The sequence below is a fragment of the Bacillus sonorensis NBRC 101234 = KCTC 13918 genome (assembly GCF_001592005.1).
GTDB lineage: Bacteria > Bacillota > Bacilli > Bacillales > Bacillaceae > Bacillus > Bacillus sonorensis.
Genome location: NZ_BCVZ01000034.1, coordinates 1 through 15,886, shown reverse-complemented (window position 1 = coordinate 15,886; position 15,886 = coordinate 1). Strand labels below are relative to the sequence as shown.

At 45.0% G+C, this 15,886-nt stretch carries 15 protein-coding genes and 3 pseudogenes; 14 read left to right on the top strand and 4 right to left on the bottom strand.

Annotated features, from left to right (window positions below; all coding sequences use genetic code 11):
- Nucleotides 1–137: 137 nt before the first annotated feature.
- The 4 genes and pseudogenes from BTR1S_RS23800 to BTR1S_RS23785 all read left to right on the top strand — a co-directional run.
- A pseudogene (locus tag BTR1S_RS23800) lies at nt 138–1,178 on the top strand (cache domain-containing protein); the annotation flags it as partial.
- Nucleotides 1,173–2,123 carry a methyl-accepting chemotaxis protein gene (locus BTR1S_RS23795; protein ID WP_485239652.1) on the top strand — a complete coding sequence of 317 codons (951 nt, stop codon included), beginning with the start codon at nt 1,173–1,175 and terminating at the stop codon, nt 2,121–2,123. The pseudogene BTR1S_RS23800 and the gene BTR1S_RS23795, both read left to right, overlap by 6 nt.
- A gap of 129 nt (nt 2,124–2,252) precedes the next feature.
- A pseudogene (locus tag BTR1S_RS23790) lies at nt 2,253–3,293 on the top strand (cache domain-containing protein); the annotation flags it as partial.
- Entirely contained in the window at nt 3,288–4,238 is a 951-nt protein-coding gene (locus BTR1S_RS23785; protein WP_411810082.1) for a methyl-accepting chemotaxis protein, read from the top strand. The pseudogene BTR1S_RS23790 and the gene BTR1S_RS23785, both read left to right, overlap by 6 nt.
- 118 nt (nt 4,239–4,356) lie before the next feature.
- On the opposite strand, the gene BTR1S_RS20920 is transcribed toward BTR1S_RS23785, so the two are convergent.
- Entirely contained in the window at nt 4,357–5,343 is a 987-nt protein-coding gene (locus BTR1S_RS20920) for a Gfo/Idh/MocA family protein (protein ID WP_006640611.1), read from the bottom strand.
- A 225-nt stretch (nt 5,344–5,568) separates the two neighbouring features.
- Here BTR1S_RS20920 and BTR1S_RS20915 point away from each other — a divergent pair, with 225 nt between their 5' ends.
- From BTR1S_RS20915 to BTR1S_RS20905, 3 genes are all read left to right on the top strand, one after another.
- Nucleotides 5,569–6,720, top strand: coding sequence for an AI-2E family transporter (locus BTR1S_RS20915; RefSeq protein ID WP_006640612.1), 1,152 nt, complete (start codon nt 5,569–5,571; stop codon nt 6,718–6,720).
- An 83-nt stretch (nt 6,721–6,803) separates the two neighbouring features.
- On the top strand, nt 6,804–7,634 hold the full coding sequence (locus tag BTR1S_RS20910; protein WP_006640613.1) for an undecaprenyl-diphosphate phosphatase: 831 nt from the start codon (nt 6,804–6,806) through the stop codon (nt 7,632–7,634).
- 200 nt (nt 7,635–7,834) lie between these two features.
- Nucleotides 7,835–8,653 (top strand): metallophosphoesterase, encoded by an 819-nt coding sequence (locus BTR1S_RS20905; protein ID WP_029419219.1) that lies wholly within the window; start codon nt 7,835–7,837, stop codon nt 8,651–8,653.
- Nucleotides 8,654–8,699: 46 nt separating this feature from the next.
- On the opposite strand, the gene BTR1S_RS20900 is transcribed toward BTR1S_RS20905, so the two are convergent.
- Nucleotides 8,700–9,248, bottom strand: a complete 549-nt coding sequence (locus BTR1S_RS20900; RefSeq protein ID WP_029419220.1) for a YkoP family protein — start codon at nt 9,246–9,248, stop codon at nt 8,700–8,702.
- 92 nt (nt 9,249–9,340) lie between these two features.
- On the opposite strand from BTR1S_RS20900, the gene BTR1S_RS20895 reads away from it, so the two are divergent.
- Together BTR1S_RS20895 and BTR1S_RS20890 are read left to right on the top strand one after the other, a co-directional pair.
- Nucleotides 9,341–10,465 carry an MGDG synthase family glycosyltransferase gene (locus BTR1S_RS20895; protein WP_029419221.1) on the top strand — a complete coding sequence of 375 codons (1,125 nt, stop codon included), beginning with the start codon at nt 9,341–9,343 and terminating at the stop codon, nt 10,463–10,465.
- Nucleotides 10,466–10,482: 17 nt separating this feature from the next.
- Nucleotides 10,483–11,979 carry an alkaline phosphatase family protein gene (locus BTR1S_RS20890; RefSeq protein WP_029419222.1) on the top strand — a complete coding sequence of 499 codons (1,497 nt, stop codon included), beginning with the start codon at nt 10,483–10,485 and terminating at the stop codon, nt 11,977–11,979.
- Between the two features lie 8 nt (nt 11,980–11,987).
- On the opposite strand, the gene BTR1S_RS22920 is transcribed toward BTR1S_RS20890, so the two are convergent.
- Together BTR1S_RS22920 and BTR1S_RS20885 are read right to left on the bottom strand one after the other, a co-directional pair.
- Complete coding sequence (locus tag BTR1S_RS22920) at nt 11,988–12,161, bottom strand: hypothetical protein (protein WP_006640618.1); 174 nt, start codon at nt 12,159–12,161, stop codon at nt 11,988–11,990.
- A 197-nt stretch (nt 12,162–12,358) separates the two neighbouring features.
- Complete coding sequence (locus tag BTR1S_RS20885) at nt 12,359–12,835, bottom strand: hypothetical protein (RefSeq protein WP_006640619.1); 477 nt, start codon at nt 12,833–12,835, stop codon at nt 12,359–12,361.
- A 343-nt stretch (nt 12,836–13,178) separates the two neighbouring features.
- Here BTR1S_RS20885 and BTR1S_RS20880 point away from each other — a divergent pair, with 343 nt between their 5' ends.
- The 5 genes and pseudogenes from BTR1S_RS20880 to BTR1S_RS20860 form a co-directional block, all read left to right on the top strand.
- Nucleotides 13,179–13,541, top strand: a complete 363-nt coding sequence (locus BTR1S_RS20880; RefSeq protein WP_006640620.1) for a hypothetical protein — start codon at nt 13,179–13,181, stop codon at nt 13,539–13,541.
- Between the two features lie 18 nt (nt 13,542–13,559).
- The gene (locus BTR1S_RS20875; RefSeq protein WP_029419223.1) at nt 13,560–13,916 is read left to right on the top strand and encodes a WXG100 family type VII secretion target; all 357 of its coding nucleotides are present in this window, start codon (nt 13,560–13,562) and stop codon (nt 13,914–13,916) included.
- Nucleotides 13,917–13,934: 18 nt separating this feature from the next.
- Nucleotides 13,935–14,642, top strand: a complete 708-nt coding sequence (locus tag BTR1S_RS20870; RefSeq protein WP_006640622.1) for a DUF5081 family protein — start codon at nt 13,935–13,937, stop codon at nt 14,640–14,642.
- Complete coding sequence (locus tag BTR1S_RS20865) at nt 14,639–14,962, top strand: hypothetical protein (RefSeq protein ID WP_006640623.1); 324 nt, start codon at nt 14,639–14,641, stop codon at nt 14,960–14,962. The genes BTR1S_RS20870 and BTR1S_RS20865 overlap by 4 nt, the downstream gene beginning before the upstream one ends.
- A gap of 18 nt (nt 14,963–14,980) precedes the next feature.
- A pseudogene (locus BTR1S_RS20860) lies at nt 14,981–15,886 on the top strand (pre-toxin TG domain-containing protein); the annotation flags it as partial.

The window sequence follows — 15,886 nt, the reverse complement described above, 5'->3', positions numbered from 1 at the left end:
TTGAATAAAAGAGGAAGCTGCCAGTCAGCTTCTTTTATTTTGAAAATTTTTTGAAATACTTATAAAAGTTTTTTTATATACAAAAAGATGATAAAGCTCCGATATTAGTTTCATATCACGAAAAGGAGTTATCTAAAATGAAAAAACTACTGGACTGGCTCAAACGCCCGTCTATTTCCAAAAAGCTGTTTTTAAGTTTTCTAGTGGTTTTAACGGTACCGATTTTAGCGCTGTCCTACAGCGCCTATCAGACGGCGGGGAGCACCCTTGAAAATGAAATCATGAGGAGCGCCCGCGATAATGTCGAACAATTAAATGAAATCATTGATCAAAATATCGGAAAAAAAGAGCATGCGGTGACATATTTCGGCGATTGGGTCAATGAAAAGCTTTATCAAGAAAAAGGCAATGCTTCATTGAAAAAAAAGTTTGAGCAATATGCGAAGCTCAATCAGGATGTCGAAGCCATCTACACAGGCTCAAAAGACGGTTTGTTCGTCCGCTATCCTGAAGAGAAGATGTCAAGCGATTATAATCCGGTTGAAAGAGACTGGTATAAAAAAGCCGTCGAGAAAAAAGGGGAAGTGGTTGTTACAGATCCTTATGAGACCGCTTCAACCGGAACGATGGTTGTCACGATTGCCAAACAGACGGCGGACGGCTCGGGAGTGGTTGCCGTCAACATGAAAATAGATGACCTGATTCAAACGACAAAGCGCGTCAATATCGGAAAAAGCGGATTTGCGTTTATTTCAAGCGCCGAAAAAAAATACGTCGCCCATCCGAAAATCAAAGCCGGAACGGCAGGTGAAGGCGATTGGGTAAAGCAAATGTACGGCAAAGAAAACGGCGTCTTTACATACACGTTCGAAGGCAAAGAAAAGCAAATGGCTTTCACCACCAATACATTGACCGGCTGGAAGATCGGCGGAACGATGTTTGCAGATGAAATCACAGAAGCGGCGCAGCCGGTGTTCAACATGGCGATGATCATCCTGGCTGTGGCGATTATTTTGGGCGGCATTCTCGTCTACTTTATTGTCCGGGCCATCAGCAAGCCGTTGAATCAGCTTGTTTCCTCAGCGAAAAGCATCAGCGGCGGGGATTTGACCCAGCAGATCGAAGTGCGTTCCAAAGACGAATTCGGCCAGCTGGGCGTGAGCTTCAACGAAATGGCCGAATCTTTACGCTCGCTGATCGGCGTCATTCAAGCATCGGTGGACAATGTCGCCGCTTCATCGGAAGAGCTGCATGCAAGCGCGGCGCAGACAAGCAAAGCGACAGAGCATATTACGATAGCGATTGAACAATTTTCGGACGGAAACGAAAGCCAGAAAGAAAAAGTGGAAGCAAGCTCACACCAGCTGAATGAGATGAATGACGGGCTGCATGACATGTCCAAAACATCGGCCGCCATTACCGACGCCTCTCTGAAATCAACCGAGATTGCCGGAAAAGGGGAAGCGCTCGTCCAAAGAACGGTCGGCCAGATGAATTCAATCGACAGGTCTGTCAAACAGGCTGAAGCAGTCGTCAAAGGACTTGAAGCCAAATCAAAAGACATCACAAGCATCCTGCGCGTCATTAACGGGATTGCCGACCAAACCAATCTGCTCGCGCTGAATGCCGCGATTGAGGCGGCGCGCGCCGGAGAGTCGGGAAGAGGCTTCTCGGTTGTCGCTGAAGAAGTACGGAAGCTGGCGGCCCAGTCGGCAGGATCGGCAAAAGAGATCGAAAACTTAATTCAGGAAATCGTCAAAGAAATCGACAACTCGCTGAACATGTTTCAATCGGTCAACCATGAAGTGCAGTCAGGACTTGCTATTACTGATGAAACAGAGTCAAGCTTCAGAGCGATATACGATATGACAAATGAGGTTGCCGGCAAGCTGCAGACGATGAATGCCGCGGTCGAGCAATTATCACGAGGTTCACAGGAAGTATCAAGCGCTGTCGGGGAAATAGCAGACGTTTCCAGAGAAAGCTCAGCAAGCATTCAGGACATCGCCGCATCAGCGGAAGAACAGCTCGCTTCTATGGAAGAGATCAGCGCATCATCCACAACGCTGGCCGAGCTGGCTGAAGAACTGCGTGATTTGACAAAGAAATTTAAAATCGAATAGCCAAACACCCGGATTTTATATCCGGGTGTTTTTTGATTATTTTGCACGATAAAAAGTTAAAAAATACATATAAAAATTTAAATAAGAATCCGATATTAAAGATATAAAAGAAAAGGGGTCAACAAGGACATGTCAAAAATTATAAATTGGGTCAAACGTCCCTCAATCGCAAAAAAATTAATTCTTTCATTCTTGTGTATATTAACCGTTCCCATAATAATACTTTCTTATAGCGCCTATCAAACGGCAAGCAGCACGCTTGATACTGAAATTATGAGCAATGCCCGGGAAAACGTGGAACAGCTCAATGGCATCATCGACCAGAATATCAGCCAGAAGTCGAGAGCCATCTCTTACTTTAGCAGCTGGATTAAAGAAAGTGCATTTAAAGAGAAAGGAAACGCCTCTTTAAAAGAAAAATTTGAGCAGTACGCCAAGCTGAATGAAGATGTTGAAGGCATATTTGCCGGATCGAAGGACGGGCTGTTCGTCCGTTATCCGTTTCAAGAGATGCCGAACGGCTATAATCCCGCAGACCGGGACTGGTATAAGAAAGCCGTTGAAAATAAAGGCAAAGTCGTGGTCACAAATCCTTACAAGACAGCTTCAACCGGAACGATGGTCGTCACCATCGCCAAACAAACGGAAGACGGCTCAGGAGTCGTGGCCGTCAATATGAAGATTGAAGCGCTGGTTAAAGCGACAAAACGCGTGAAGATTGGAAAAAAAGGCTATGCATTCATAACGAGCGCCGATAAAAAGTTTGTAGCCCATCCGACAAAAGAAGCGGGCACAGAAGTTGAAGACAGCAGCTGGTCCCAGCAGATGTACGCAAAAGAAAAGGGAACGGCGAAATTCAACCTGGACGGCGACAAGCAAATGGCTTTTGCGACAAATAAGCTGACAGGCTGGAAGCTTGGCGGAACGATGTATACCGAGGAAATCAAGGAAGCTTCCCAGCCGGTCCTGAACGCCGCTCTGATTACATTGGCTGCAAGTATAGCGGCGGGCGTCATCCTGATGTTCTTTATCATCAGATCGATCACAGGTCCGTTGAAGGAGCTTGTTTCTTCAGCGAAAAGCATCAGCGGCGGAGATCTTACGCAAAACATCAACGTCCGTTCCAAGAATGAGATTGGGCAGCTTGGCACGAGCTTTAATGAAATGGCCGAATCTTTGCGCTCGCTGATCAGTGTGATCCAGTCATCTGTTGAGAATGTGGCGTCTTCCTCAGAGCAGCTGACGGCAAGCGCGGATCAGACAAGCCAGGCGACCGAGCATATCACAATGGCCATTGAACAGTTTTCAAACGGCAATGAAAGCCAAAGCGAGAAAGTCGAAACAAGCTCACATCAGCTGACAGACATGAACCACCGTCTGCTGGACATGTCGAAAGTCTCCGCAGCCATCACGGATTCATCGGTTCATTCGACGGAAATTGCCGGAACAGGCGGAGAGCTTGTCCAAAAAACGGTTGGACAGATGAACTCAATCAATCAATCCGTGAAACAGGCCGAATCTGTCGTCAAAGGTCTTGAAGAAAAATCAAAAGATATTACGGCGATATTGAGGGTCATTAATGGCATCGCAGACCAGACGAATTTGCTCGCTTTAAATGCCGCAATCGAAGCTGCAAGAGCGGGAGAAGCGGGCCGAGGGTTTTCAGTTGTCGCTGAGGAAGTGCGGAAACTTGCTGAACAATCGGCATCCTCAGCAAAAGAAATCGAAGGTCTTATTCAGGAAATCGTCGAGGAGATCGGAAAATCGCTCGACATGTTCCAGGCGGTCAACCGTGAAGTACAATCAGGACTCAGCATCACGGACGAAACAGATAGAAGCTTTAAGCAGATTTATGATATGACAAACGAAATTGCCGGTAAGATCAAATCGATGAACACAGCTGTTGAACAGCTGTCAGCCGGGTCCCAGGAAGTCGCCGGCGCCGTTGAGGAAATTGCAGAAGTGTCAAGAGAGAGCTCCGGAAGCATTCAGGATATCGCCGCTTCGGCGGAAGAACAGCTCGCCTCCATGCAGGAAATCAGTTCTTCTGCGGCAACGCTTGAACAAATGGCCGAAGAGCTCCGAGATTTAACGAAAAAATTTAAAATCGAGTAGCTCAAAAACAGCTGCCGGCTTTGCCGGCGGCCTTTATCCATAAAGGAGGGCAAACAAGGAACCGCCGTCCATTGTATAATAGGAAAAAAAAGCCGCCTTGGCAGGCGGCGGCTTTTCGTTATGTTTGATCAGCGGGAAAAACGAGGCCGATCTGCCTGCGGGCTTCATCCATAACCGATAAGGCAGCAAGAGAGCGTTCAAACGTATTCAGCTCTGATTCAATACGGCCCTGTTGGATTAAATCGATAAATTCTTCTATTTCATAAAACATGGCCGGTTTTTCGTCGGGAACCGTGATATCTTCTATCTTCCCGTCGCGATAGCGGATTTCTACTTTTTCGGGCCGGTGGATCTTATCCATGATGATCGAGCCGTCTTCCCCTTGAATTTCCGCCGGAACATAGGAATTGGAGATTTTCGAATGCATCAGGACGGCTTCATGGTCTTCATACCTCAGCAGCACCGTTCCTTCCCCATCGGCGCCCGATTCGAGAATCAGCCCGTTTGCTTTGACTTCAAGCGGCTTCCCGAACAGGACGACAGCGGGATGGACGCAATACACGCCGATATCCATCAGCGAGCCGTTCGAAAAAGCGGGATCAAACGCATTTAACACAGTTCCGTTTTTATAAGCGTCATAGCGTGAAGAATATTGACAATAGCTGGCTGTAAAGCGGCGGATTTTACCGATCCGCGGCAAATGGCTGATCATGTTTTTAAAGTTTGGAAGGAACGTCGTCTTCATCGCTTCCATGAACGTGACTTTGTAAGTCCGGGCGGTTTTCACCATTTCTTCGGCCTCTTTAACATTGGATGCGATCGGTTTTTCGCATAAAACGTGTTTTCCGTTTTCCATGAACAGGACCGACTGTTCTTTATGTAGCGAGTTTGGGCTTGCGATATATACGGCGTCAATCATATCGCTTTTCGCCATTTCTTCGGCATCGGTAAAAACAGCAGCCACGTTATATTTTTCAGCGAATTCCCGCCCGCGCTCTTCTGTTCTTGAATACACGGCAGTTAATTGAAATTTATCCGTCATCCCGGCCGCTTCAAGAAAGCGGTCGGTAATCCAATTGGTTCCGATGACCCCGAACCGTATCATAGAAATCTCCCCCTTCGTCCTATTTGCTTATATTATACCGCGTACAGCCTGGCGGCAGATAGTCTTGTTTTGAAGACGGCAGCCGGACCAGACAAAAACGAAGCAGGATAGGCGTATATGTATAGCGCTAGCGGAAAAAAAGACCAAAACATTCGGATATTATTTTTCAGTATAGGAGGAATAGTGTACAATTTATAAAAACGACAATGATAATGGAGGATCGCCATGAACTCTTTACATATGTGGGGCGGCAGATTTAAACAATTCTTTTTAGACAACAAATTCGTGCTGTTTCTGCTCGTCCTGCTTTTGATTGGACTGAACATATTAGTATTTACAAAAGCATCTTTTATTTTCACTCCTTTTATCGTTCTTGTGGAAACGATCGCATTGCCCGTTGTTCTGACGGGAGTCGCCTATTATCTCTTAAATCCGATCGTTGATTTTTTAGAACGTAAAAAAGTGAAAAGGATTTATTCGATCCTTCTTCTCTATATCGTCATCATCGGGTTGATTACGATCTCGATCGTCTCTGTGATTCCGCTGTTGAGAGAACAGATTATGAGCCTTGTCGACAATTTCCCGAGATATGTCCATATTGTCGAGGATCAAATTAAACAGCTGATCGGAAGCCAGTTTTTCAACCAGGCCCAGCAGACGCTCAACATCAATTTGACGGATTTGGCGAGCAAAATATCCGATCAGGCCAGCACGATATTAAACAGTACGTTCACCGGTGTCGGGACCTTTATCGGCGCCGTGACGGAAGTCGTCATTTCGATTGTGACCGTGCCGTTTATCCTGTTTTACTTATTGAAAGACGGCAAAAAGCTGCCGCTGTTTATTTTAAAATTTGTCCCGACCCGTTTAAGGGAGCAGACCTATGTGGTCATGTCAGAAATGAACCACCGCCTGAGCTCCTATATCAGGGGACAGATCATCGTCAGCTTTTGCATCGGCTGTCTTTTATTCATCGGCTATTTGATCATCGGCCTTGATTATGCTTCACTCTTAGCGCTTGTCGCTGCTTGTACGAGCATCGTTCCGTATTTGGGACCGACGATTGCGATCACACCGGCGATTATCATCGCTTTGGTCACCTCCCCGTTCATGCTGGTGAAGCTGATCATCGTCTGGACCGTTGTACAGCTGTTTGAAGGAAAATTCATTTCTCCGCAGATTATGGGGAAAAATCTGCACATTCACCCGGTCACCATTATTTTTGTGCTGCTGACATCAGCGAAGCTGTTCGGCGTCATCGGCGTGATCCTTGCCATTCCGGGGTATGCCGTCATCAAGGTTGTGGTCACGCATTTGTTTGATTGGTTTAAAAATCGTTCAGACCTCTATGAAAAAACAAACGAAGATATATCATAATCGCAGTTTTAAATTGAATAGCCTGTTAGAGACAAGTATTAAAATTTGGCGCATTGAAGCGTGCCATGCGAAGGGAAGGACTTATGAATATTTGGGATATCATTGTTGCCGTCATTTTAGGAATTGTTGAAGGTTTGACAGAATATGCCCCTGTTTCATCCACAGGCCATATGATCATCGTCGATGATCTCTGGCTGAAGTCGAAAGAGCTGCTGACACCGGAAGCGGCCAATACCTTTAAAGTCGTCATTCAGCTCGGCTCGATCCTGGCTGTCGCCATCGTGTTCAAAGACCGCATTCTCAATTTGCTCGGTTTGAAGAAAAACATAACGGAAGCCCAAAAAGAAGGAAGCCGCTTGTCGCTTGCCCAAATTGCGGTCGGACTTGTACCCGCGGCAGTATTAGGATTTTTATTTGAAGATTATATTGACGAGTACCTGTTTTCCGTCAGAACGGTGGCTGTCGGACTCATTGCAGGCGCGGTGCTGATGCTCGTTGCCGACTGGATCAATAAACGAAAAACCGCAACAGACTCAGTCGACCGGATCACCTATAAACAGGCGCTCGGCATCGGCCTGTTCCAATGTCTCGCTCTCTGGCCAGGTTTTTCCAGATCGGGGTCGACGATTTCCGGCGGTGTCATGCTCGGATTGAACCATAGAGCAGCCGCGGATTTTACATTTATTATGGCGATGCCGATCATGGCGGGGGCAAGCCTATTATCATTGATCAAAAACTGGGAATCTCTCAGCGTCGACCTTTTGCCGTTTTTTATCGCGGGATTCATCAGCGCCTTTATTGTCGCTCTGTTTGTCGTCCGCTTCTTCCTGAAATTGATCAATAAAATTAAACTAGTTCCATTTGCCATCTACCGGATCATTTTAGGAATCCTCCTGTTTGTTTTGTTTCTGTAAGTTTTGGAATATCATTCCGCAACAAAACCGAATGGTGCTTGTGGAAGAACGCCTTCCTCACAGGCGTTTCATTGAAAGCCAAACCGATTTCATTTCAGAAATCGGTTTTTTATATGGGTAAATAGATTGATATTCTAATATTTCCCACTATCATACAGCTCCCAAGCTTACTATACTGTAAAGAGGGAGGAGATATTGAAATGTTTTTTGCCGCAGTTTTATTGTTGTTGATGATAGGTCTGATACCTATTGTATATAAAGCGAATCGCAACACAAAAGACGTCAAAGTCAACACGATTTCCGTCAAGCGGGCAAACGGCTCCGCTTTCAAGAAAAAGCTGAACATTCTTCACCTGTCAGATCTTCATTTAGAAAACATTTCGATCTCACCGAAGCAAATTCTGGACATGGCAAGAAAAACGCAAGTCGATCTCATTGCTTTAACAGGAGATTTTCTTGATCGAAAAAGAAATATTCCAAAACTGGCAAACTACTTGAAAGCACTGCAGGAGCTTAAGCCTGCATACGGCATGTACGCCGTGTTTGGAAATCATGACTATGTGCTGAAAGGCCGGCACTTTGACAAACTGAAAAGCGTATTAGAGGAAAACGGGTGCGTCACCCTTCGAAATGAACATGTCTCCGTTCAAGTGGACGGCGGGACGCTGAACATTATCGGCATCGATGATTACAGTACGAACAGAAGCAATATCCGCGATGCCTACAAAGGGGTTAACGATGGCTATCATCTCGTTTTGACGCATGACCCGAACGTTGTGCTTGAGATGAAGGAATTCCACTTTGACTACCTTCTTTCAGGTCATTTTCACGGCGGACAAATTCATTGGCCGAAGCCGTATCACCTCATCAAGATGGGGAAACTTGTCAGGATGAATATGATCAAAGGCTTGAATTATCTTCATGACAAACCATTCTACATCAGCGAGGGGCTGGGCCAGACCGGTGCCAATATCCGCATTGGAAGCCGTCCTGAAGTGACATTTCATCACATTTCATAAAAAGAAGAGACTGGTGCTTTTTTTAGAGGCATCAGTCTCTTTTTTGTCATTTCTGAAGATAGGAATTAAACAGCTTTTCTTTCGAGATAAACAAATAATGGGAAGGAGGGATTTTGCGAAAAGAAAATTGAGTTGAAGTTAAATACAAAATCGGAATTTGCGTCAGCTTTTTAAACATCCGGTAGAACCGATTGGCAGGCTCAACGGCTTCAAAACCGAGCCTTTCAACCCCTTTATGCAGAGTCGTAATGCCGATAATCCCTTTGATTTGATCCGCTTTTCGATGATTCTGTATATACTCCGCTAAAATCGGCATCGAGATGCACGTCTTTTGATAAATGAGAATGCCTCTTCTGACAGCGCTCTCAATATTTCGCAGCTCTTTGATCAGCTTAATATTATGGAGATGAATTTTGATAAGAACGTCATTCTTTCTAATCATCGTTCCGTCGCTTAATACGACATCGATCCCCTTGTATCTTGTTAAGCGGACGCGAAAAATGCTTGATTGACTCCGATCAATGAGTGTCAGTCTTGAAAAAAAATAATAAAAAGGGTCAATCACACTCCAAATTGACAAAAAACAGCTTCTCAAGTCGTCACCTTCCTTAATTCAAAAAATGCACTTATATTTTGGCTTGGTTATTTGAAAAATATAAATGGAAAACAATTTCATGGAGGACAGCGATGACAACGATTCTGATTTTTCCTTTTCTAAGCATTTCAACCGGCCATCACCACGTTGCCGATTCTCTTCACGCAGAGCTGAGCCTGCAATCACACCAATGTGAAAAAATCGATATTTTTTCACATGCCTATAAAAAACTTGAGAAGGTTTCCTCCACAGCATACTTAAAATGGATCCAATATTTCCCGAAAGCATACAGCTCTGTGTATCATCTGTTGGCGTGCGGAAAACATCAGGCCAAAAAACGCCATATCATGTATGAGCTGATATTTTTAAAGAATATGAAACAGATCATTGCAGAAAAACAGCCGGATATTGCATTTTGTACGCATGCGCTGCCGTCCTATTTGCTCAATCAGTTAAAAGATCAATTTCCAAACTTGATCGTGGTGAATGTTTATACAGATTATTTCGTCAACCGAATATGGGGGCGGGAGCATACTGATTACCATTTTGCGCCGATCAAAGATATTAAAGATCAGCTCATCGCAGAGGGAGTTGATAAAGAAAAAATCTTTTTAACCGGCATCCCGATCGACCGTTCATACAAAACAGCGTCCGAACTTGTACGTAAAAAAGAGAAGGGCAACATTCTCGTTACCGGCGGAAGCATGGGGGTAGGCGGAATGTTTAAGCTCGTACGGGAACTCTCGCCCCAAGGGAACATGACATACCAAATATTATGCGGGAAAAACCGAAAGCTCTACCAATATGTAAAAAGTTTGCACCATCCTGATATCAAAGCGTTGCCTTATATTGAAAGCAAATCTGAAATGAACCGGTTATACGGGCAGGCTTCGGGAATCATAACAAAACCGGGGGGCGTCACGATCAGCGAATGCATTGAAAAAAAACTGCCGGTTTTCATTTATCATGCGCTTCCGGGGCAGGAGGAAATGAATCTGAGCCTGCTGAAGAAAAAAGGTCTTGTCATCGAGCTGAATAAGGGAAAAAAACAGCCAATTGAACAGCAGCTTCTTGCCTTTTTCAACTCGAAAGAAGGGATCAGACGCCATCACATGCATGTCAGCCAGTATTTGCAAGAAACGTCTGACCGCAATATCAGCAAAATATTGGACGAGATCATTCATAACAGCAAAAAAGCAGGGAATGCCAACGCGTAAGAAAGGAGTTACAGTCTATGAAGAGTAGCATCAAAAAGAAATCCGTCATCATGCTTCTGATCGATTCGCTGATGCACGAGCCGCTCAGCCAAGCGGTCAGAAGCGGACAGGCTCCCGCCATGGCATTTTTAATGGAAAACGGCCATTACGAACCGGAAGTCGTCAGCCCGTTTCCAACAATGTCAGTCACTGTCGACAGCACGCTGCTGACAGGTGTATACAGCGACCGCCACAAAGTGCCCGGCCTTGTCTGGTTCAATAAACAGGAAAACCGGATCATCAACTATGGAAGCCATATTAGAGAGCTGCTGAAATTAGGGATCAAGCAATCATCACGAGACATTTTTTACAATTTGAATCAGCTCCATCTGAATAAACAAGTCAAAACGCTTCACGAAGAGCTGGCCGACAAAGGCATTGAAACATGCTCCATCAATGCGCTCATGCACAGGGGGAGCAGGGACGGCTATTTGCATGTTCCCGTTCTTGCTTCTTGGGTGACAGGGCTGAATCATAATGTGAAAATCAATGCGCCACAGCTCTTTTCTTACGGAGGCTTTTCTAAAATAAATCCCAGAAACTTTTCTCTTTTGAAGAAATTTGGATTCAATGATTGCTTTTCAGTGAAGGAATTGAATCACCTGATTCATAAAAACCAAGTTCCCCCGCTTGCTCTCGTCTATTTTCCCGATCTTGACCAGCATGTACATAAACATGGCAGAAACGATGTGAAAGGAGTGGCAAAGGCCGACGGGCATGTGCAAAAGATTTTGGACAGCTTCCCTTCATGGAAAGATGCCATACAGCAAAACATCTGGATTGTTTTGGGAGATAACGGACAAGCATGGATCAGCGGAAATAAAAAAGAAGCGCTGATTGATCTAAGGGGCCTCTTGGATGGCTATCAAATCGTGAAATTAAAAAACGGAGTGACGCCTAAAGATCAAATCGTCCTGGCCGTTAATGAACGGATGGCGTTTATTTATACACTGAGCAAAGAAAAGCTTCCGTTAAAACAGGTTGCTGAACCGCTGCAAAAGGATGGGAGAATCGACATTATCGCCTGGAAAAATGAAAAGGATGAAATCGAGGTGATGCCAGGGGGGCGAAATGGGAGGCTTGCATTTAAGCCAGGGGGACGCACAACTGACGAATATGGCCAGTCATGGTCATGTGAAGGCGATACCGATGTGCTTGATATCACCATCAGCGAAACAAAGATTGAATACGGAAAATTCCCGGATGCTTTCGCAAGACTGTACAGCTCATGTGTTTCCCATGAAGGCGACTATTTGATCGTCAGCGCAAAGCCGGGCTACGAATTTATCGGCGAAGGTTCACCGACGCACATCGGGGGAGCCAGCCACGGCGCCCTCCACAAGCAGGATTCACTCGTATCGATGATCATCACCGGAACCGATACAAGGCCGAAGCATAACCGGACCCTCGATGTAAAGGAATGGGTTTTACAGCTGGTGGAATCACTTGGCGGTGAGAAGGAGCGCCCTCAGTAATCTCTGCTTTATGACGGCTGCCGGAGGCTTTTGATAAATGCTGCAATTGCCGAGGCGGCCATCACAAATAGAGATATCATTTTGATTGCCGTCTGAAGCAGAGGATTTTCAACGATGATATTGGAATAAATGCATAGAGCCAGTATGAATAAAGCGATGTGCAATCCGTATTTTTCCATCATGGTATAAGTTTCCCTCCTTCGACCTAATCACCGCAGTTTATGCACTAAACGGTGAAAACGGTTAAGTTCTTTTTTATCATTCATCTGTCCTCTTATTGAAAGAATTATTTCTCAGGAAATGTTAGAAAGGAGCTGTTCCCGAAGGGGATGCAGGAACAGCTCCGGCAACACGCGAACTGTACTATATGAATAGGGATTTAGTCGAAATAAACAACAGCATTGCCCTTTAAAGCAACGGGTGAAGCTGTTTTGTTTATCGCTTGGATGACATAAGTTTTGCCCGCCGTTAAAATGTTGGCGGCAAATCCTCGTGAAAAATAGCCGTTCAAATTTGTGACGTCAATATAGCCCAGCACAGGGCCTATTTCACTGCTGTTGACTCTTTCGCGGATTTGATATCTGACGTTTGCCCTTGCGCCTTGCGCTTCCTGATAGCCGGTGACCGTCAGGATCGTCTGATGCTTGTAAATGACCGTATCTAAGGTGACTTCTCCACCGGTGGTTGAAATCGTTTTGTTCCATTCTCCGACCGTTTCGATTCCCATCAGCTTAACATCTGACACTTGATGCAGCGGCTTTGCGGGGGCTTTTTCCTGGGCGGATGCAGCACCTGCCGCCGAAAAGACAAGTGCTGAAGCGGACAGCAGGGAAACAGCCGTTTTTTGAAACTTCATTTTTCCCACTCCTTTGTTTTTTTTGGATACATTGAAAGGTATTAGACACGAGTAAAATATTTCCTGTATTTAAAATATTAAAGTTTTGTGTCTAAAACGGGAAAAAGAAAAAAGACTGCATACTTCTTTGATACGAAACAGTATAAAAGGCGTGGTTCTTTGGACTTATGTTCCAGGCCGATTCCCTCAGCATTTTCTGTTTTTTCTTACAAAAAACGATCCATTTCACCTATTCATTCATATAGGACCTTCTTGTAACATTAACATATTAATGCTATTACAAATTCATCCACCAGAGGAAAATAGTTTTTATTGACTAGGACAATGGAAAGGAGCCGCTGCCATGAGCGAAGGATTTTGGGATTCAGTGGGTAACTTTTTACATATTTCTTATACAGAAAATGAACGCAAACGGGATGATTATAAAAATCTATATGACTATTTGTCTGATAAAGAAAGTGAAGTGAAGACGAAATTATCGGAGGCCAAATCGGCGAAGGCTTCTTATCAAGCAAGCAATCTTCCAGACTTGAAAATTCCTTCCCACGAGTTTGAGGATGCACGTCATGAAAAGGATGCTGAACTAAAGACTTTGATCAAGCATTTTGACGACATGATCGATGATATTCATAACGCGAAGACGAAGGCGAAAAGCAAATGGGAGTATTATAAAGCAAAAGCGGAAGCAGAAGAAAAAAAGGCATAAAGGAGGGGCAGCCGAATCATGGATGGATATGGTTATTACAATTACAGCTACAACACTGCCGAATCAAAAGTCAGCGGGGAATCCGTGGAAATTTCACATAATGGAACGATTAAGGCTCTTTCCCATGCAAAAACAATCGAAAAACATGTCGGCGACTCGCTTCGTCAGGCAAAGGACTTGAAATCCTACATAGAAAGCGGGGAATGGAACGGGAAAACGCGTGATGCATTTTTAAGCTATCTTGAATTGATCATCCAATTAAATGAGGATATGAAAGATGCTTTGAACGATCATACCTCGGCACTGAATGCATTAGAGAAAAGCATCGGCGATTTTTCGAAACTCAGTGAAGTAAAAGAAATACAAAACCTATAACATGGGAAGGGGAATGACATGCAGGTGAAAATAGATAAGCTGACGGCGGCGGAGCTCTATGTTTTGGCGGGAGCGGCCGGAGTGAATTACATATTCGGTCTTCCTGAGCGCGAACAGCTTGCCCTCGTCGAGCCTGACTGTGCAGTGGGAGCAAGGGACAGCCTGATTCAAAAAGGGGTACTGACAGAAGACGGCCAGCTGACACATGCCGCTTTTTTCTTGACGGAAATGCTCAAACATTATCATGCAAGTGAAGAATACGTACGCTTCAATAATGTGTTGTGCGCCTTTCTTCCGGATGATGAGGAGCGCGTGATCGCGCTTACCGAAATAAAACCGGGCAAAGAATACACATTTGATTACCTGGAAAAACGGGAAGTCTATTTATCTATCATTTCAAAGGTTTCTTTTTTGCGGAGGGAACCGCGTGAAAAGGATCGCACCTTTTTGACAAAACCGATGACCCCGGGCGAAAAAGCGGAAGTAAGGGAAATGGATCTCGACGAAAAAGAGATTCTGGCTGTTGAAACATTCAGGTTTGCTTCAACTCCAAGTTTGATAGATCAGGGGTTCCAGACAGCCAACCTGTACTTTACGAAGGGCGAAGATTTGATTTGCATTGATCCGCTGCATGAACGATATGAATGGGTCAGCCTTTATATCATGAACAATCGGATTTATGATGCGCTGCACATTAACTTTAGAGCGGGGAGGGCGATGATATGAATGCCGAAGGCGGAGCAGGAGGCGGAGGAGCCAACATCCATCTTGAGTTTGAAGAAATGATCACCATCGCAAATAAGCTGAAAAGCATTTGCGACATCTATACAGAAGGGGTCCAGCCCGAAATCAAAAAACTCGTAGAATCTGATTTTTATCAAGCGGGACAGGCGATGAAAACGATTAAAAGCTATTCGGATATTCTCGGAAAAACGATGGAGCTGTTTGATAATTACTCAATGGCCGCGCAGATTGTCAACTATGCTATGGAAAAAATGTATGAAACAGATAAAGAGCTCCAAAAACTCTACCAGATTCAGAAATAGAAATGAGGCGATCATCTGATGGATGTGAAATACAGCCCGGAGGCCTGGCAAGGCATGAAAGACGGCCTGGATACATTAACGGGCGGAAAATTCGGGGGCGGAGCAAAGTCCAGCCTTTTGAAACTCGATGACCTCTTGGAAGATATCGAGTCCAAAATTGATGACAAGGACAGCGACGGCAGCATCAGCTTTAGCCATACAAGCAAAAAAAGCAAGATTGATGAGCTGTTTAAAGATTATCAAAAACTGACTGGTTATTGCCTGAAGGCAGGCGGTTTAGTGGAAGACCATATTGATGCGCCTTTTGCCAAAAAGCTCGACGCTTTCGCGGATAAAATGGAAGGCCTGTCACTCCACAACTACAAGACCAAAAACCGCATCGGCTCCAAAGAAACAACTTATGTCGGCTACGGCATGAACAAGACGGCTGTCCAGGAAGACAAAGCGGAAATCACCGTAAATGACATTTTCAAAGACTCGGCAGCGTTTGATCATGTGCTGAACGAAGAATATAAAGCGTTTAAAGACCAAAATCCCGACATCGAATTGAACTATGAAGACTATTCGAAGGCGATCGTGTCAGCCCGCGGCTTTGAGTACGAATCGGTCAGCGACGTTCAAAAAAATCAGGAATTGTGGCGTGATCTCATCATCGGCGGCGGTGTAGTCGTGCTCACCATCTTTTGTGCACCCGTGGGACTCGTTGTAGCAGGTGCATACGGAACAGCCCAAATCTCCAGTGCAGCCACAGGGAAAGACTGGATGACGGGGCGCGAGTTAAATACAGGAGAACGATTTGAAAGAGGCGCGTTCGGGGCACTCGACATACTTCCGGGAGCAGCCGTGGCGACCCAATCGTTTAAAGGCGTAGCGACCATCGGCAAATTATCAAGCAGAACGGAACATGTGGTACAATCGTTAAAA